The sequence below is a fragment of the Pseudomonadota bacterium genome, assembly GCA_037200975.1.
GTDB lineage: Bacteria > Pseudomonadota > Gammaproteobacteria > Steroidobacterales > Steroidobacteraceae > CADEED01.
This window is the reverse complement of record JBBCGI010000001.1, coordinates 975876-992881: the sequence shown is the minus strand read 5'-3', so window position 1 is coordinate 992881 and position 17006 is coordinate 975876. Positions and strand designations below refer to the sequence as shown.

Sequence of the window (17006 nt, the reverse complement as noted above, 5' to 3'; positions counted from 1 at the left end):
GTCAGTTTGTCGGGCGCGGCCCGGTCGATTCCCGGCACACCATCCGGTAGGGAATCTCGACGCTCTTCGGCGGCGCTTCGTCCCCCAGCGAGCGGAACAACATGTCCGCAGCCTGATGTGCCATCTCGTAGGTCGGCTGGTGCACGGTCGTGAGGCGCGGCCAGATGACCTGCGCGACGTAGCTGTCGTCGAACCCGGCGACCGACAGACGCTGCGGAATCGACAACCCCATTTCGTGCGCCGCCATGATGGTGCCGGCGGCCATGTCGTCGTTGCTGGCGAACACCGCGGTGGGCCGGGTCGCGCGGGACAACAGGCGCCGCGCGGCAGCCAGTCCTGAATCAAAAGTGAATTCGCCGCGGTCGACCAGCTGCGGATCGACGTCGAGCCCGTGCGAACGCAGCGCCAGCGTGTAACCGAGATAACGCTGCTCGGTCACCGGATGTCCCGGCGGGCCGTTGATGAAGCCAATACGTTCGTGGCCGAGCGCAATGAGGTACTCGGTCATCTCGCGCGCGGCGGCGACGTCGTTCATGAACACGCATGAATATGCGTCGAGATCGACGGTCGGCGCGATACGCACGAAGCGGATGCGATGCTTCTGCAGCTCGGCCAGCACCTCGGTGGAATCCGACAGCGGCGGCGCGAGCACCACGCCGTCGAGATGCGATTCGAGCACGAGGCCGGCGAGATCGCGCACGCTCGAGACATCGGTGCCTTCGCAGGGATGCACCAGCAGCCGATAACCGCGCGTGTGGCAGCGCTCGAGCGCGCCCTTTTGCAGGTCGACGACGTAGTTAGCGCTCGGGTTCTGGTAGATGAGGCCGATGAGATTGGAACTGCGGCCGGCGAGACTGCGCGCCGAGAGGCTGGGGTGATAGTTGAGCTCTTCGACCAGCTTGAGAACGCGCGCGCGTGTCTCGCTGCGGACATTCGGCTCGCTGTTGAGCACTCGCGAAACCGTCTTGATGGAGACGCCCGCGGCCTTCGACACATCGTGAATGGTTATGCGGCTCATGGCGGGGAGGAATTGTCTTGTTGTCAGACAGCGTTGTCAAACCACCTCCGCGTGTGCAAGACGCGCACCATGTTTCGGTTGAATACCCGCTAGAATCCGCGCCGTTGTCGTTTGACAGCGTTGTCTTTGTTGGCGCAATCTTTGCAGCCTTTGCGGAGTATCTGGTGACAGGAAATACGGCGCTTCCGGGCGCAGACATGCAGGGCGGAGACTTCTTCGACCGCTCCGCGGTGCTCGGCCTGGTGGCCGACGTCGGTGGCACACACATCCGCTTCGGCATTGCGGTCGGCGGCTCCGAGGGCACGCCGGTAAACGTGCACTGCGTACGTCGCTACGCGGTGCGCGCTCATGAATCCATCGCCGATGCCGCGCAGCACTATCGCAACGACACGCCGGGTGTCCCCGCGGGCCTGAGCCGCGCCGCGGTGGCGGTCGCGGGCCGCGTCGAACAGGATCGCGTGCAGCTCACCAACAGCGCCTGGAGTTTCTCGGCGCGCGCCTTGAGCGAAGCGCAACGCTTCGACGACCTGCACGTCATCAACGATTTCGAGGCCGTGGGTCACGCCGTCGGTGCGCTGCGCCGCGCGGATCTCACGCCCATCGGACCGCATCGCCTGGGCTTGCCGATGGCCCAGGGTGTCTGTGCCATCCTCGGAGTGGGAACGGGCCTCGGTGTCGGTGGCGTCATCGCCAACGCCGGCGCGTTCACGGTGCTCGCCACCGAAGGCGGTCACGCTTCCTTCGCACCCACGAGCGACAAATCCATCGAAGTCCTGCGCTGGCTGCGCAAGAAGTACGGCCGTGTGTCGGCCGAGCGCGTGTTGTCCGGCGCCGGGCTCGCCAACATTTACCATGCGTTGTGTGAAACGCAGGGCCAGCACGGGCCGGAGCTGTCCGCCGCCGAGATCACCACGCGCGCCGCCACCGGCAGCGATGCCAACTGTGTCGAGGCCGTGGGCCTGTTCTGCGAGTTGTTAGGCTCGTTCGCCGGCGATCTCGCGTTGACGCTGGGCGCATGGCAGGGCGTACTGATTTCCGGCGCCATGCTGCAGCACTTCGACCGGGCGGTGCTCGAGCGCCGGGTACGCGCCGGCTTCGAATACAAGGGCCGGTTCACGCCCGCAATGCGGAATATCCCACTTGAAACCATCGCCCACCCGCATGTGGAATTGCTGGGGGCGGCGCGTCTGCTCAACTCATGAAAACATCAGTCCAGAAATTCGTCCTCTTTGGTGCCACCGGCGATCTTTCGCAGCGCATGGTATGGCCGTCGCTCTACCACTTGTGCCGCGAGAAGCTGGTGCCGCCCACGCTCACGTTCGTCGGATCTGCGCGCCACGCGATCCCCAATGACGAATTCCGCAAGGTCGTCGAAGCGGCGCTGCGCAAGTACGTGCCGGCCGAGTACCTGAAGGAAGACGCGCTCGCAGACCTGCTGGCGCGGGTCAGTTACGCGCCGTTCGAAGCGGGCGACGGCTCGGCGAAGGGCACGGAAGCGCTGCAGAAGGCGCTCGCGGGCTGCAACAAGATTCTCTATTTCATGGCGACGTCGCCCAAGTTCTACGGGCCGACCTGTCTGAGCCTCGCCGCCGCCGGGCTCGCCTGCGAGCACTGCCGCGTCATCCTCGAGAAGCCGATCGGCACGGATCTCGCCTCGAGCACGGCGATCAATGAGGCCGTGGGCAGCGTATTCCACGAAGACCGCATCTTCCGCATCGACCACTACCTCGGCAAAGAGGCCGTGCAGAACCTGCTCGCGTTGCGCTTCGCGAACTCGTTGTTCGAACCCTTGTGGAACGCGTCGTCCATCGACAACGTGCAGATCACGGTGGCTGAAACCGTCGGCCTCGAAGGGCGCACGGGGTATTACGACGAGTCTGGCGCGCTGCGCGACATGGTTCAGAACCACATGCTGCAGCTCGTGGCGCTGGTCGCGATGGAGCCGCCACATCTGTTCGAGGCGAACGAAGTGCGCAACGAGAAGACCAAGGTCATTCGCAGCCTGCGTCCGATCACTGCGGCCACCGTCAGTACCAGCACCGTGCGTGGCCAGTACACGGCGGGAAGTTCCGGCGCTGCCGCGGTTCCCGGCTATAACCAGGAGCAGGGTTCGAAAGGCAACAGCGAGACGGAAACGTTCGTCGCGCTGCGCGCCGAGATCGACAACTGGCGCTGGGCCGGCGTGCCGTTCTACCTGCGCACCGGCAAACGCATGCAATCTCGCCGCACCGATATCGCGATCCAGTTCAAGACCGTGCCGCACAACATTTTCGCCGCGGACGAACCGAACCTGCAGGCGAACCGGCTCGTCATCAAGCTGCAGCCGGAAGAAAGCGTGACACTCGAGATCCTGAGCAAACAACCCGGGCTCGAAGGCGTGCGTCTGCGCGAAGTGCCGCTCGAGTTGTCCTTGCCGAAGGACGAGAGCGGTGGCCGCACACGTATTGCGTACGAGCGGCTGTTGCTGGACGCGTTCAAGGGAAATACCACGCTGTTCGTGCGCCGTGACGAAGTCGAGGCGGCGTGGAACTGGATCGACGGCATCCAGTCGAGCTGGCGCTCGACGCGTCAGCTGGTGAAGCCGTATCCTGCCGGCACCTGGGGGCCCACGGCCGCGATCGCTCTGACCGAGCGGCACGGCCATAGCTGGTATGAATAACGATGTCGCCTATCCAGAAGCTCCATCCCGTCGTCGCAGAAGTTACTGAACGTATCGGCGGCCGTTCCGCGGGCGCCCGCGGCGACTATCTCGAGCGCACACGCAAGCGCAAACTGATCGAACCGGCGCGCGGCAAACTGGCCTGCGCCAATCTCGCGCACGTCCTGGCGGCTTCCGGTGAAGACAAGCCGCGGCTGCAGCAGGTGATTCCCAATATCGGCGTGGTCACTTCGTACAACGACATGTTGTCGGCGCACCAGCCGTTCGAGACCTATCCCGAAGTGATCCGCGCCGCGGCGCGCCTGGCCGGTGCGACGGCGCAGGTGGCCGGCGGCGTGCCCGCCATGTGTGATGGTGTCACGCAGGGTCGCGCGGGCATGGAGCTGTCACTGTTCAGCCGCGACGTGATCGCGCTCGCGACCGCGGTGGCGTTGTCGCACGAGGCGTTCGACTCCGCGTTGTTGTTAGGCATCTGCGACAAGATCGTGCCCGGCATGTTCATCGGCGCAGCGTCGTTCGGGCAGTTGCCCATCATCTTCGTGCCGGGCGGGCCGATGCCCACCGGCAACATCGCCAACAAGCAGAAGGCCGAGGTGCGCCAGCGTTACGCCGAGGGCCTGGCCACGCGTGATGAATTGCTTTCCGCGGAGATGAACTCCTATCACAACGCCGGCACCTGCACGTTCTACGGCACCGCCAACTCCAACCAGATGCTGATGGAGATGATGGGCCTGCACGTGCCCGGCGCCGCGTTCGTGAATCCGAACACGCCGCTGCGGCACGCGTTGACCGTGGCCGCGACGCGCCGCGCCGCGGCGACCAGCGCGATCGGCACGGACTATCTACCGTTCGCCGAGGTGGTCGACGAACGTTCGTTCGTCAACGCCATCGTCGGGTTGATGGCGACCGGCGGCTCGACCAACCACGTCATCCATCTCGTGGCGATGGCGCGCGCCTGCGGCATCACGATCACCTGGGAGGACATGGCCGACATCTCGCATGTGACGCCGCTGCTGGCGCGCGTGTATCCGAACGGCGAGGCCGACGTGAACCAGTTCCACGCGGCCGGCGGCATGGCGTTCGTGGTGCGGGAATTGATCGAAGCCGGGCTCGCGCACCAGGACGTGATGACCGTGTGGGGCCCGGGGCTGCGCGCCTTCGCGCAGGAGCCGTTCCTCGACGGCGGCAGACTCGTGTGGCGCGCGGGCGCGGACAAATCGCACGACGAGAAAATCCTGCGGCCCGCATCGAACCCGTTCAGCGCGGATGGCGGTCTCAAACTGCTGCGCGGCAACCTCGGCAAGTCGGTCATCAAGACCTCGGCCGTGGATCCGAAGTACTGGGAGATCACCGCGCCCGCGCGCGTGTTCGAAAGCCAGGAAGCGCTGGCCGCGGCGCTCAAGGCGGGCATCGAGGGCGATTTCATCGCCGTCGTGCGCGGGCAGGGTCCGCGTGCGAATGGCATGCCCGAGCTGCACAAACTGATTCCCGCGATGTCGGGTCTCATGGCCAAGGGCCGGCGCGTGGCCATCGTCACCGACGGCCGCATGTCCGGCGCGTCGGGCAAAGTCCCCTCGGCGATTCATCTCACACCCGAGGCGGCCGCGGATGGTCCGATCTCGCGGCTGCGCGATGGCGACATCATCCGGCTGGATGCGCAGGCCGGCGTGCTCGAAGCGCAGGTGGATGCGGCGACGCTCGCGGCGCGTCCCGCGATCAAGCCTGAAGTGATGGATACCGCGTATGGCGTAGGCCGAGAGTTGTTCACGCGGCTGCGTGAAGGCGCGACGCCGGCGGACGAGGGCGCTTCGATCCTCTAGTCTTCGGTGCGTCGGCACCCGTACGCGCGCGTGACATAGGGCATGGCCACGGTCGTGCGGCCCGCCAGCTCCGGCGTCGACGCGATCAGCGCGCGCACTTCTTCGAGCACGGTGTTTCGCACGGACGGCGCCAGCGCGGCGATGAAACTCACCGATGCGACACGATCCACGATCACGTGTTCGGGGTTTCCGGTGTGTTGGTGTGCGATGGTTTTCTCGGTCAGCGGCCCGAAGCCCGCCGCGGGAAACATGCGGCGCCATTCGCCATCGTCATAACGCGGCGCGTCGCCTTCGTGGCGATCGACGATGTGTGTCAGCGCTTCGACCCAGGCCACGGAGCGATCACGCACGTTCCAGATCAGGCCGAGCATGCCGCCCGGTTTCAGTACGCGGCGAATCTCCGTCAGTGCTTCCGGCGTCGCGAACCAGTGAAACGACTGCGCGCAGATCACGGCGTCCACCGATGCCGTGGCGAGCGGCAGCGATTGCGCGCTCGCGCGCAACACACGTACCGCCGGCTGCGCGGCCGCGAGCAGATCGAGCATTTCTGCCACGGGTTCGACCGCGGTGACGTCCGCGCCCGTCCGCGACAGGAGCTGGGTGAACTTGCCGGTGCCCGCGCCGAGCTCGACGGCAACCTTGCCGGGACCGAGATGCAGATCGGCCGTCAGCCACTCGAGCGCTGCCGGCGGAAAATCCGGCCGGCCGCGCGCGTAGGTTTCTGCGCCCTGGGCGAAGCCTTTCGCCGCGGCGCGGTGCAGTTCGGTCATGCCAGCCATCGCGCCATCAGGATTTCGTCGAGATAGTCCGGCTCGCCCGCGCGTTTGTACGCCTTGCTCAGCCGGCCTTCCTCTTGAAACCCGAGCTTCCGGTAGAACGCGAATGCTCGCGCATTGTCGGCCTCGAGGGTCAGCTCGACGCGCAACACTCCTTGCGCGCGCAGTGCCGCGATGGCTTCCTCCATCATCGCGGCGGCAAGCCCGGTGCCTTTTTCTGACGGCGAAATGGCGAGTGTCGTCAACAACGCGCCATGGCTCGATCGCCCCTGGTGGCGTGTTTGCCGATAGAAACCGCGAACCTGGTCATCGCGCGTCACGACGTAAAAGTTGCCGGAGGCGACCAGCGCTTGGAAATACGGCACAAATTGCTCGACGGACACCGGGTCGATGCCGAGATGGGGCACGACTTCCGGATGCATGTAGATCGAGTGCACCGCGGCGAGGTCAGCCGGCGTGGCGAGGCGGCGAAGGTGCGGAGACGGCATGGGGCGCGACTATACCGGCCGCCCCGATGTGTCACTCAATTCTGCTGCTGCACGTCGTGCTCGTGCCGACGTTTCTCGCGGGTAACGTGCCTGCAGTACCGTTTTCGAGCCCCGCCAATGCGTTGGCTCGCATCTTTCTCGAGCCTGGTGGATGGCTTTAAAAAGGGGACAGATCTATTTAGCCGAAAAATAGATCTGTCCCCTTTTCCGGTAAACTCGCCCGCTCACGGGGCCAGGACGAATAACGATGAAGACGCGCGCTGCCATTGCCTGGAAAGCTGGCCAACCTCTCGAAGTTGTCACGCTCGATCTCGCGGGTCCGAAGACCGGCGAAGTGCTGGTCGAGATCAAGGCGTCCGGCGTCTGTCATACGGATGAATTCACGCGCTCGGGTGGCGATCCGGAGGGTTTGTTCCCGGTGGTGTTCGGCCATGAAGGCGCGGGAGTCGTCGTCGACGTGGGCCCCGGCGTCACCACGCTCAAGAAAGGCGATCACGTCATTCCGCTCTACACGCCGGAATGCCGGCAGTGCAAATCCTGCACTTCGCACAAGACCAATCTCTGCACGGCGATTCGCGCGACCCAGGGCCAGGGCGTGATGCCCGACGGCACCAGCCGGTTCAGCATCGGCAACGAGAAGGTGCATCACTACATGGGGTGCAGCACGTTCTCCAACTTCACCGTGCTGCCCGAGATCGCGCTCGCGAAGGTGCGTGAGGACGCGCCGTTCGAGAAAATCTGCTACATCGGCTGCGGCGTGACCACGGGGATCGGCGCGGTCATCAATACCGCCAAGGTCGAGCCGGGCGCGAATGTGGTGGTGTTCGGGCTGGGCGGCATCGGGCTCAACGTGATCCAGGGTGCGCGCATGGCGGGCGCGAACAAGATCATCGGCGTCGACATCAATCCCGGCCGCAAGGCCATGGCCGAGAAGTTCGGCATGACGCATTTCGTCAACCCGAAGGAAGTGCAGGGCGACCTCGTGCCCTACCTGGTTGCGCTCACCGACGGTGGCGCGGATTACAGCTTCGAGTGTGTCGGCCATGTCGATCTCATGCGCCAGGCGCTCGAGTGCTGCCATCGCGGCTGGGGCGTGTCGGTCATCATCGGCGTGGCGGGCTCGGGCCAGGAGATCAAGACGCGTCCGTTCCAGCTCGTGACGGGCCGCGTGTGGAAAGGCACGGCGTTCGGTGGCGCGCGCGGCCGTACCGACGTGCCGAAGATCGTCGACTGGTACATGGACAAGAAGATCAACATCGACGATCTCATCACGCACGTGATGCCGCTCGACCAGATCAACGACGCGTTTGACCTGATGCACAAGGGCGAGTCGATTCGCTCGGTCATCACTTTCTAGCTAATTACGACAATTGCACCCCGGCACCACTAACAACACGAGGGAATGCTCATGGCCGTCAAGCTCCATCCATCGATCGACAAGGGTCTCAAGGCGGGCGCGAAGAAGTTCAAGGGCGGGACGCTCACCTGCCACTGCGCTGCCGAGCCGGTTACCGTCTCCATCAAGGGCAACGTCGCGCACAACCACGCCTGCGGTTGCACGAAGTGCTGGAAGCCGGCCGGGGCGAAGTTCTCGGTGGTCGCCGTGGTTGGCAAAGACAACCTCGCCGTGACTTCGAACGAGCAGAAACTCCAGGTGGTCGACGCGAGCGCCACGATCGTGCGGCATGCGTGCTCCGGCTGCGGAGTGCACATGTACGGGCGCATCGAGAACACCGGGCACGCGTTTTACGGACTCGACTTCGTGCACGTTGAGCTGTCCAAGGAAAAAGGCTGGGCGAAGCCCGAATTCGCGGCGTTCGTGTCATCTGTCATCGAGGCGGGTGCGGCGAAGCCTAAGGAAATGACCAAGATCCGCGATCGTCTCAAGAAGCTGCGGCTGGCGCCGTACGACTGTCTTTCGCCTGCTCTCATGGACGCCCTCGCCACGCACGCTGCCAAGCAGAAGGGCACTCTCAAAACCTGATGCTACTGGCAACGATTTCCCAGCACGCCTGCCATGGCGGCGTGCTGGGGTACTACCAGCACCGCTCGCAGGCCAACAATGCCGACATGCGGTTCGCGGTGTATTCACCGCCGCAAGCCGCGAACGGCCGCGTCCCGGTGCTTTACTACCTGGCGGGTCTGACCTGCACCGAGGAAACCTTCGTGACGAAGGCCGGTGCGCTCGAGCACGCGGCTCGCCTGGGAATCATGCTGGTCGCGCCCGATACGAGCCCGCGCGTGGCGCTGCCTGGGGATCGTGAATCCTGGGACTTTGGCGTCGCCGCCGCCTTCTACCTCAACGCCACGCAAGCGCCCTGGACCGATCACTACCGCATGTACAGCTACGTCGTCGACGAGCTGCCCAGCATCATCGCCGCCAGCTTCAAGGCGGATCCGGCCCGCAGCGGAATCATGGGTCACTCCATGGGCGGCCACGGCGCGCTCACCATCGCGCTCAAGAATCCCGAGCGGTACAAATCAGTGTCCGCATTCGCGCCCATTGCCGCGCCGATTCAAAGTCCTTGGGGCATGAAGGCATTCACGGGGTATCTCGGCGCGTATCGCGCGGACTGGTCGCAGTACGACGCCACGGAGCTCGTGAAGGCTGGGCACAAGTTTCCGACCGGCGTGCTCGTCGATCAGGGTTCAGCCGACAAGTTTCTCGCCGACCAGCTCAAGCCGGACTTGCTGGTGGCGGCCTGCAAGGCCGCGGGGCAGCAGATCAGCCTGCAGATGCGGGAAGGCTACGACCACGGCTATTTCTTCATCCAGAGCTTCATCGCGTCGCACCTGGATTGGCACGCGGCGCGGCTGAGTCGCTGAGCGCGGTCAGCGCGTGGGCAGATCGTCGTGACGGTCGCGCAACTTCTCGAACTCGCCGGTACGGACGGCCGCATCGGGCAGCAGGTACTTGCGCCGCATCGCCGGTAGATAGAACAGCGCCAGCACCACCAGGCACACCGCCGTCGCCTTGAGCGATGCGACGCTGGACCACGCGATCGCGCAGATGCAGAACGCGCCGCCGATCGCGGTCAGGACATAGGCGCCCGGCAGGCGATACTTGAGCGCCGCCGCGCAGCTGGCGAGATACATCAGCAGGCAGAAGATCGTCGCCGCTTCGCTCAACAGGCCGAACTGCTGGCCGAGAGTAGGCGAGATCGTCATGAAGACGCCCGCCGTTCCCACCAGGCCCGCGGTCATGAGCCCGGCGACCGGGGTGTCGCCGGCGCGCGTGCGCGCGAAAATCTCTGGCAGCAAGCCATGATCCGCGGCGGCGCGGCTCGTCTGCGCGGTCAGCAACAGCCAGCCCGCGAGCGTGCCGAGCGCCTTGAGCATGCCGGCGGCCGCGACTAGCGGGCCCGCCACCGGCCCGAAGATCTTGCCGGCAACGAGTGCGAAAGGCGCCGACGAATTCGCCAGATCGCTGGCCGGCGCGAGCCCCATCATCGCAGCGCTGACCGTCATGTAGACGACGGCGGCGAGCAAGACGCCGGCGACGGTCGCGATGGCCACATTGCGTTCGGGGTTCTCGACCACCGCCGCGGCTACCGATGCACTCTCGAGCCCTAGATAGGCCCAGAACACGAGCACCAGCGATTGCTTCACGGCCGCCAGGTCCGAGAGGCCGCTGACATTCCAGTTCGCGCGGAACTGCGCCGCGTCGAACATGAACCACCCGACCGTCCCGATCAGCAGCAGCGGCACGAGTCCCGCGAGCAGCAGCGGGCCGTTGAAGAGCCCCGCGAAACGCGGGCTCACCATGTTGACGGCCGTCGCCAGCCACAGCAGCGTGATGGTGATGAACGCCATCAACGCGGGCCCGGCGTCGAGCCCGAGAAACGCGCTGAGATAACCCGACGCGGCGGCCGCGATCGCGACGTTGCCGATGAGGCAGGACGTCCAGTACCACAGGCTGACCTGCATGCCGGCAAAGGGTCCGAAGGCATCGAACACGTAGCTTGCGGGCCCGCCCGCCATGGGCTGGCGGCGCGCCAGTTTGCCGAACATCAATGCCAGGGCGACCGCGCCGAGCGATGCGGCCAGCCAGCCGATGAGCGTGACGCTGCCGACGGTGGCCAGCGTGGCCGGGAGCAGGAAGATGCCGGAGCCGATCATGTTGCCGGCGACGACGACTGTTGCGAGGAGCGGTCCTAGTTTGCGGTGACCGGCCACTCCGCGTCAGCTTCGCGCGGCGATACGCGACCAGCCCGCCGATGGCGGCGCCGGGTCGTTACATTCCGGGATCAACGTGCGCAGGCGCCGGCCGAAGCTGCGCAAACAGACTTCGCCATGGGCGAGCGGACCGACCCGATAACTTCCCGAAGCCATGCCGGACTGTACGCGCTCGATGAGCACGCGGTCTTCTTCATTCACCTGGCGATTGATGCGCCAGTTGCAGTAGCGCGCCACGCGCATTTCGCGGCGCGCGTCCGGGCGCGCGTAACCGATCTCGCGGATCAGCGTCTCGGTGGGCGACACCGGCAGCCATTGCATGATGTCGACCTGGTCGGGATACACGTCGAACGCGAAGTTGGGCCACAGCTTGAAGTACACCCAGCTGCGTTGCCGGTCCGCCGGCAGGTTTTCGGCGGTGGGCAGGTACTTCTGATACATGCGCTCGGACCAGTTGCGCGATGGATTGTCCGAAATCTCGCCGGACATCCGGTCGATCCACTCGCGCGCTTCCACGCGATAGGTAGCGCCAAACAACCTCGTGAGCCCTGGATGCGCGACCGGGATGTGCAGCCCGTCGGAATAATTGTCGCCGACGTTTTTCCAGTTCACTTTGCGCGGGCGCAGGGTGACGCGGCCGACCGGCTGAAGGTCTTCGAACTTGTGAGGCCCGATCTCCTCCGCGTACGGCGCCATCATGTGGGCGACGCTGGGCCCCCCGCCCTGGACGCGCGCGAACACGAAGCCGGACCAGATCTCCATTTCGACCGGCACCAGCGCTTCGCGCGCGATGTCGAGATGCGGGAACGCATTGCGATTGCCGACCGAGGACAGGTGGCCTTCGAGGTCATAGGACCAGGCGTGGTAGGGACAGACGATGCGGCGTGTGCAGTGGCCGCGCGGGCCATCGAGCAGGCGCGACGCGCGATGCCGGCAGACATTGTGGAATGCGCGCACCTCGCCATCGTTGCCGCGCAGCGCGAACAGCATTTCGCCGATGAAGTCGAAACACTGGTAGTCGCCGGGCTTGGGGATCTCGGAAACGTGGCAAATGATCTGCCAGGAAGGCCGGAACACCCGCTCGCGCTCGAGCGCGAGAAACTCGGCATCGGTGTAGGCCCACGACGGCAGCGAGAAGTCGTCAGGCTGGGATTCGGTCATGCAGCTTGATAACAAGACTGCGCGTGCGGCGCAACAGCGCCGGCAACCGGCCGTCAGTGCTTGGTATGCGAGGGTTCGCCATACGGGGAGAAATCGGCTCGCGGCGGCGGCTGGGGTTCCGCGATCACGCTGCCGTCCCGCACTTTATCGATGAGCTGCGACATGTCGTGATTGAGAGGGGCATTTTGCGTATTCAGTGCAATGCCCCTCTGCAGGAAGCCGATGCAGGCTGAAAAATCGTCGCGGATGAGGGCTTCGAGCCCGCGTTTGAAAGCCTTCAATGCCGCCGTTTCTTCGAGCTCTTCGAGCGGCGCCCAGGTGGCCAGGGAATCGCCCGGCTGCGCCATCGTGAGATAGAGCAGACCGAGCTGCAGTCGCGCAAAGTGCAGCTTCGGGTCGATATCGAGGGCGGTACGCATCTGCACCACGGCCTCTGGGTACTCGCGCCGCTGCGCGAGCTCCGCGCCGAGCAGGTAGCGAAGCTCGGCGTTGGCCGGGTCGCGAATGATGGCGGCGCGCAGTCGCAACAGCTCTGGAGATTCCATGTCGTCCGCTCGAAAGACCGGTGGGTAGCATAGCTCAGGGATTCCCCGGAGGCAGGCCCGTTTGCCTGGCAGCGGATGCTCGTGAGGCGTTATGCAAAGCCCGCCAGCTGCGGTTCGGTGCGTACCGCGGGTGATCGATACCGGGACCCGAAGCGAAAATTCCCGCGCAAGGGCGCATGCCGTTGGCCGCGCGGTACCGGAATCCGATACCGGTCGCGCAGGGTTGTTAGGGCGGGAAGCCGCGGCTATGGTCCGGCCGCCCGCGCCTTCGACGCGAGAGGAGAACGAGATGGGGAAATCGCAGTGGTTAGTCGTGGCGGTCGCAGCGACACTCGGCGCATCGGCCGCCCATGCGGACGAGCGCGGAAAAATGTACATCACGCCATTCGCGGGCTACACACACTTGCGCATCGACGCGGGCCGCGTGTCCGATGAGGCGGAAACCGTCCGTGTCGATTCAGCGCAGATAGGCGCCACCGTCGGATATCACGCGCCGTTCGGGCTGGTGATCGAAGCCGGCAGGTCGAACGCGATTCATGCGGACATCTTCGACGAGCACGGGGACTACCGGCTCACGCAGACCTACGGCGCCATCGGCTGGCAGATGAATTTCGCGGAGGGCTGGCACCTCACGCCGCGCGTGGGCCGCGGGCGCTGGGAACTGGCCTCCGACCATCGCGTGTTGCTCGACAACGCGGGCGTGCGGCACTACGAGGTCGACGGCTGGGACAATTTCTGGGAAGTTGGCCTGATGCGCGAGGTGAATTCGGCGATGTCGCTGGGCGTCAATTTCAAGGATGTCGACCAGGAGTTCGGGCATTCGCGCACCGGCGAATTCATGGTGCGGTTCCAGTTCTGACGGGCCGGTCAGCCCGGCTCCCATCCAACACGGTACTTGCGCTTGAGCAACGCATCCGAGTCCGGCACGTTGGTGATCTTCATGTTTGCGCCGTCGTAGTCGATCTTCTTGCCGGCGTTGAGCGCGGCCACGCCTAACAACATGATCTCGGTGAGTCTGGCCGAATACTCGAATGGGCTCGTGGTTTTCTGCGTGCCGCGGATCGCGTCGATCCAGTTCATCTCGTGGCTGGTCTTTATGCGCGGGTACGTTTCTCTCGGCTTGCCGGTGCTCTCGTGCAGCGACTTGGGCAACAGCCGCGGGTTGAAACCATACGTGTCGTGCAAGAGTTTGCCCTTGGTGCCGATGTAGAGCACGCCGCCGCCCTTGTTTAGCTCTTCCGCTCCCATCTCGACCGGCTTCGGCGGCGTGAGGCCGCCGTCGTACCACGTCATCTTCACCGCGGGCCGCGCGCCCTTGGCGGCGAACTCGTAGTAGGTCGTCGACGCCATGGGATAGGTGTCGTGGTTGTAAGGCGTCGACGTCGTCTCGATGCTGGTCGGCATGTCGAGGTCGAGCGACCAGAACGCGGAGTCGATCAGGTGCGCGCCCATGTCGCCGATGGCGCCGACGCCCCAGTCCGTCCAGCCGCGCCAGTTGAACGGGTGGTAGATAGGGTGATAGTCGATCTGGCGCGAGCAGCCGAGGAACAGGTCCCAGGCGAGTTTGTCGGGCGGCGCGAAGCTGCCGAACGAGCCGGCGGCGCGCGTCATCACGCCGTTCATGTTCCACGGCAGATCCTTCGCATTTGCCGGCAGCGGGGCCGGGCGCGGAATGCCCTGCGGCCAATAGGCGAGCGGGCGATTGGTCCACACGTGCACTTCGGTCACGGTGCCGATGGCGCCGGACTGGATGTATTCGTTCACGACGCGCGCATCGTCGGAGGAATGCCCCTGGTTGCCCATCTGCGTCTGCAGTTTGGTGGCGGTGGCCTTCTGCGAGAGCCGGCGGCATTCGTCCACCGACCAGGCGAGCGGCTTCTGCACGTACACATGTTTGCCGAGGTCCATCGCGGCCAGCGCGATATGCGAGTGCATGTGATCGGGAGTGGCGACCACGACGGCGTCGATGTTTTTCTGTTTCGCCAGCATCTCGCGGTAGTCGGTATAACGCTTCGTCTTCGGCCACTTTTCCTGCAGTTGTTGCCACTGTGCTATCTGCTGCTGCGCGCGCTCCTTTTCGGCGGCGTCTGTCGCCTTGTCGAGGCGCTGCTTCGCATTTTCCATCTGCTTTGGAATGTCGGCGTAACGCGTGTCGACGAACGCCCAGTCCACGTCGCACATCGCGACGAGATTCATGCCGGACAGCGCCTGCATGTTGGCGCGGCCCATGCCGCCGACACCGACACCGGCGATGTTCACGCGGTCACTGGGTGCGATGTGGCGTGGACCGCCGAGCACGTGCCGGGGCACGATCGTGAAGACCGCCGCGGTGGCCGCGGCCTGGCCCAGAAACAGGCGGCGTGAACTCATGATCGACCCCCGTCGTGAAATGAGCGCCGATTGTTCCACAAGCCGCGGGGGCGGGTCAGTCAGCCGGAGTCGACAGGTTGTTCGAGCGCAATGCCGGCCACTTCGAAGCCGCGGCGGAAGTCGCGGATATGTTTGGCCATCCAGTCGGAGGCGTCTTCGCTGTCGCGCGCGCGAATCGCGGTGGAAATCCGCTTCTGCGCGGCTTCGATGCGGCTCGCGGCCTGCGGCACCCGCTCGATCAGCGTGGCCAGGGAGGGCACGAGCATCTGCACGAGCGGCTCATGCGCGAGCATGAACACGCCATTGTGGGTGGCTTCGCCGACCGCGCGGAAGAAATCTGCGGTCTGTTCCACCGTGGCGCCGGCGGCGACGATGGTTTCGATGCGGGTCAGATCCTTGGGTTTGCGTTGCCGGGCGGCGGCGGCGGCGATCGGCGGCTCGAACGCGGTGAGCGCCTCCCAGATGTCGTGGTAGCTCACATCGTGCAGCGCCAGCGCGCGGCTCACGCCGGCCGCGACGTCGACGCGCGCAGGACGGGTGACCATCATGAGCTTCGAGCCGCGCTCGCGTTTCAGGACGCCGCTGGTCTCGAGCTCGCGTAGTGCCTCGCGCACGGTGCCGCGATGTACGCCGAATTGCCGCGCCAGTTCGATTTCCGGCGGCAGGCGTTCGCCGGCATTGATGGTGCGCGCCGTGATGCGCTCGAGCAGGGCGGCGGCCACCTTGCGAGAGGCGCTTTCGACGCGGATGGGCGCGAATTCCGCCTGGGGCACGGTAGTTTGGCGCCGGGCAGTGCTGCGCGTATTCACGAGGTTGCCTCGTAGATCTCGCGGCCGATCAGCATGCGGCGGATTTCCTGCGTGCCCGCGCCGATTTCATAGAGCTTGGCGTCGCGTAACAGACGCCCCGCGGCGTAATCGTTGATGTAGCCGTTGCCGCCAAGCGCCTGGATGGCCTGCAGGCAGTTCTGCGTGGCCGCCTCGGCGCCGAACAGGATGGCGGCGGCGGCGTCCTGGCGCGAGCACCGCCCGGCGTCGCAGGCGCGGCCGATGGCATACGAATACGCGCGCGCGGCATTGAGCGTGGCGTACATGTCGGCGACCTTCGCCTGCATCAATTCGAACGTGCCGACGGGCTGGCCGAACTGTTTGCGCTCATGGATGTAGGGCAGCACGAGATCGAGCGCTGCGGCCATCAAACCGAGCGGCCCACCACCGAGCACGGCGCGTTCGTAGTCAAGCCCCTTCATCAATACGCGGACGCCGCCGTTCAACTCGCCGAGCACGTTTGCAGCGGAGACCACGCAGTTCTCGAACACCAGTTCGCAGGTGGACGAGCCGCGCATGCCGAGTTTGTCGAGCTTCTGCGCGGTCGAAAATCCCGGCTGACCTTTCTCGACGATGAACGCCGTGATGCCACGCGCGCCGGCGGCGGCATCGGTCCTGGCATACACGACCAGCACCTCGGCATCCGGGCCGTTGGTGATCCACATCTTGCGGCCGGTGAGGGCGTAGGCGTCGCCGCGTTGCTCTGCTTTCAGCTGCATGCTGACGACGTCCGACCCGGCGCCGGGCTCGGACATCGCCAGGGCGCCGACGTGTTCGCCCGAGACCAGTTTCGGTAGATAGCGGTCGCGCTGCGCATCGGTGGCGTTCAGGGCGATCTGGTTCATGCACAGATTGGAGTGCGCGCCGTACGACAGGCCCACCGAGCCGGAAGCGCGCGAGATCTCTTCCATCACGACGATGTGGGCGAGGTAACCAAGGTTGGCGCCGCCCCAGCGCTCGGGGATGGTGATGCCCAGCAGGCCGGCCTCGCCCATGGCCGGCCAGAGGTCGCGCGGGAATTCATTGCTGCGGTCGATTTCCTCCGCGCGCGGCGCGATGCGTTCGCGCGCGAAGCGGCGCGCGTGGCTGCGCACCTCGTCGATGACTTCGCCGAGTCCGAAATCGAAATCGCAGCGGTCAAAAATACTCATGAAAGTTCGCTCATG

At 65.3% G+C, this 17006-nt stretch carries 16 protein-coding genes; 7 read left to right on the top strand and 9 right to left on the bottom strand.

All coding sequences use genetic code 11. The annotated features are described in order from the left end of the window. Window position 1 precedes the first annotated feature (1 nt). Complete coding sequence (locus WDO72_04445; protein MEJ0084903.1) at window positions 2-1018, bottom strand: LacI family DNA-binding transcriptional regulator; 1017 nt, start codon at window positions 1016-1018, stop codon at window positions 2-4. Between the two features lie 164 nt (window positions 1019-1182). On the opposite strand from WDO72_04445, the gene glk reads away from it, so the two are divergent. From glk to edd, 3 genes are read left to right on the top strand one after another with little or no spacing between them, the layout of a single operon-like run. Further along, window positions 1183-2220 (top strand): glucokinase, encoded by a 1038-nt coding sequence (gene glk, locus WDO72_04440; protein ID MEJ0084902.1) that lies wholly within the window; start codon window positions 1183-1185, stop codon window positions 2218-2220. After that, window positions 2217-3677 (top strand): glucose-6-phosphate dehydrogenase, encoded by a 1461-nt coding sequence (gene zwf, locus WDO72_04435; GenBank protein MEJ0084901.1) that lies wholly within the window; start codon window positions 2217-2219, stop codon window positions 3675-3677. Before glk ends, zwf begins: the two co-directional genes overlap by 4 nt. A gap of 2 nt (window positions 3678-3679) precedes the next feature. Continuing rightward, window positions 3680-5497: a phosphogluconate dehydratase gene (edd, locus tag WDO72_04430; protein ID MEJ0084900.1), complete on the top strand. Its 1818-nt coding sequence runs from the start codon at window positions 3680-3682 to the stop codon at window positions 5495-5497. Here edd and WDO72_04425 read toward each other — a convergent pair. Together WDO72_04425 and WDO72_04420 are read right to left on the bottom strand one after the other, a co-directional pair. Next, window positions 5494-6267 carry a class I SAM-dependent methyltransferase gene (locus WDO72_04425; protein MEJ0084899.1) on the bottom strand — a complete coding sequence of 258 codons (774 nt, stop codon included), beginning with the start codon at window positions 6265-6267 and terminating at the stop codon, window positions 5494-5496. The two genes, edd and WDO72_04425, sit on opposite strands and share 4 nt — an antisense overlap. Next, window positions 6264-6761: a GNAT family N-acetyltransferase gene (locus WDO72_04420; GenBank protein MEJ0084898.1), complete on the bottom strand. Its 498-nt coding sequence runs from the start codon at window positions 6759-6761 to the stop codon at window positions 6264-6266. The genes WDO72_04425 and WDO72_04420 overlap by 4 nt, the downstream gene beginning before the upstream one ends. Before the next feature lie 247 nt (window positions 6762-7008). On the opposite strand from WDO72_04420, the gene WDO72_04415 reads away from it, so the two are divergent. The 3 genes from WDO72_04415 to fghA are packed head-to-tail and all read left to right on the top strand — an operon-like array spanning window position 7009 to window position 9587. Then, complete coding sequence (locus WDO72_04415; protein MEJ0084897.1) at window positions 7009-8118, top strand: S-(hydroxymethyl)glutathione dehydrogenase/class III alcohol dehydrogenase; 1110 nt, start codon at window positions 7009-7011, stop codon at window positions 8116-8118. 45 nt (window positions 8119-8163) lie between these two features. Then, entirely contained in the window at window positions 8164-8745 is a 582-nt protein-coding gene (gene gfa, locus WDO72_04410) for an S-(hydroxymethyl)glutathione synthase (GenBank protein ID MEJ0084896.1), read from the top strand. Further along, window positions 8745-9587: an S-formylglutathione hydrolase gene (gene fghA / locus WDO72_04405; GenBank protein ID MEJ0084895.1), complete on the top strand. Its 843-nt coding sequence runs from the start codon at window positions 8745-8747 to the stop codon at window positions 9585-9587. Before gfa ends, fghA begins: the two co-directional genes overlap by 1 nt. Window positions 9588-9593: 6 nt before the next feature. Here the strand turns inward: fghA and WDO72_04400 are convergent, their stop codons facing one another. Genes WDO72_04400 through WDO72_04390 form a run of 3 tightly spaced genes read right to left on the bottom strand, consistent with a single transcriptional unit; the run spans window position 9594 to window position 12643 of the window. Next, window positions 9594-10937, bottom strand: a complete 1344-nt coding sequence (locus tag WDO72_04400; protein ID MEJ0084894.1) for an amino acid permease — start codon at window positions 10935-10937, stop codon at window positions 9594-9596. Between the two features lie 6 nt (window positions 10938-10943). Continuing rightward, a complete protein-coding gene (locus WDO72_04395; GenBank protein ID MEJ0084893.1) occupies window positions 10944-12098 on the bottom strand; it encodes an aromatic ring-hydroxylating dioxygenase subunit alpha in 1155 nt (384 codons plus the stop codon). 53 nt (window positions 12099-12151) lie between these two features. After that, the gene (locus WDO72_04390; protein MEJ0084892.1) at window positions 12152-12643 is read right to left on the bottom strand and encodes a hypothetical protein; all 492 of its coding nucleotides are present in this window, start codon (window positions 12641-12643) and stop codon (window positions 12152-12154) included. Window positions 12644-12932: 289 nt separating this feature from the next. Between WDO72_04390 and WDO72_04385 the strand changes: the two genes are divergently transcribed. Continuing rightward, window positions 12933-13502 (top strand): outer membrane beta-barrel protein, encoded by a 570-nt coding sequence (locus WDO72_04385; GenBank protein ID MEJ0084891.1) that lies wholly within the window; start codon window positions 12933-12935, stop codon window positions 13500-13502. An 8-nt stretch (window positions 13503-13510) separates the two neighbouring features. Here WDO72_04385 and WDO72_04380 read toward each other — a convergent pair whose 3' ends face one another. The 3 genes from WDO72_04380 to WDO72_04370 are packed head-to-tail and all read right to left on the bottom strand — an operon-like array spanning window position 13511 to window position 16991. Then, entirely contained in the window at window positions 13511-15013 is a 1503-nt protein-coding gene (locus tag WDO72_04380) for a Gfo/Idh/MocA family oxidoreductase (GenBank protein MEJ0084890.1), read from the bottom strand. Between the two features lie 59 nt (window positions 15014-15072). Further along, a complete protein-coding gene (locus tag WDO72_04375) occupies window positions 15073-15822 on the bottom strand; it encodes a GntR family transcriptional regulator (protein MEJ0084889.1) in 750 nt (249 codons plus the stop codon). Further along, a complete protein-coding gene (locus WDO72_04370) occupies window positions 15819-16991 on the bottom strand; it encodes an isovaleryl-CoA dehydrogenase (protein MEJ0084888.1) in 1173 nt (390 codons plus the stop codon). Before WDO72_04370 ends, WDO72_04375 begins: the two co-directional genes overlap by 4 nt. Window positions 16992-17006: the final 15 nt, after the last annotated feature.

Coding starts and splice junctions, on each gene's coding strand:
- WDO72_04380 (MEJ0084890.1), bottom strand. CDS start 15,013: ATGAGTTCACGCCGCCTGTTTCTGGGCCAGGCCGCGGCCACCGCGGCG.
- WDO72_04420 (MEJ0084898.1), bottom strand. CDS start 6,761: ATGCCGTCTCCGCACCTTCGCCGCCTCGCCACGCCGGCTGACCTCGCC.
- WDO72_04395 (MEJ0084893.1), bottom strand. CDS start 12,098: ATGACCGAATCCCAGCCTGACGACTTCTCGCTGCCGTCGTGGGCCTAC.
- WDO72_04385 (MEJ0084891.1), top strand. CDS start 12,933: ATGGGGAAATCGCAGTGGTTAGTCGTGGCGGTCGCAGCGACACTCGGC.
- WDO72_04390 (MEJ0084892.1), bottom strand. CDS start 12,643: ATGGAATCTCCAGAGCTGTTGCGACTGCGCGCCGCCATCATTCGCGAC.
- WDO72_04415 (MEJ0084897.1), top strand. CDS start 7,009: ATGAAGACGCGCGCTGCCATTGCCTGGAAAGCTGGCCAACCTCTCGAA.
- zwf (MEJ0084901.1), top strand. CDS start 2,217: ATGAAAACATCAGTCCAGAAATTCGTCCTCTTTGGTGCCACCGGCGAT.
- WDO72_04445 (MEJ0084903.1), bottom strand. CDS start 1,018: ATGAGCCGCATAACCATTCACGATGTGTCGAAGGCCGCGGGCGTCTCC.
- WDO72_04370 (MEJ0084888.1), bottom strand. CDS start 16,991: ATGAGTATTTTTGACCGCTGCGATTTCGATTTCGGACTCGGCGAAGTC.
- edd (MEJ0084900.1), top strand. CDS start 3,680: ATGTCGCCTATCCAGAAGCTCCATCCCGTCGTCGCAGAAGTTACTGAA.
- WDO72_04425 (MEJ0084899.1), bottom strand. CDS start 6,267: ATGACCGAACTGCACCGCGCCGCGGCGAAAGGCTTCGCCCAGGGCGCA.
- fghA (MEJ0084895.1), top strand. CDS start 8,745: ATGCTACTGGCAACGATTTCCCAGCACGCCTGCCATGGCGGCGTGCTG.
- gfa (MEJ0084896.1), top strand. CDS start 8,164: ATGCTCATGGCCGTCAAGCTCCATCCATCGATCGACAAGGGTCTCAAG.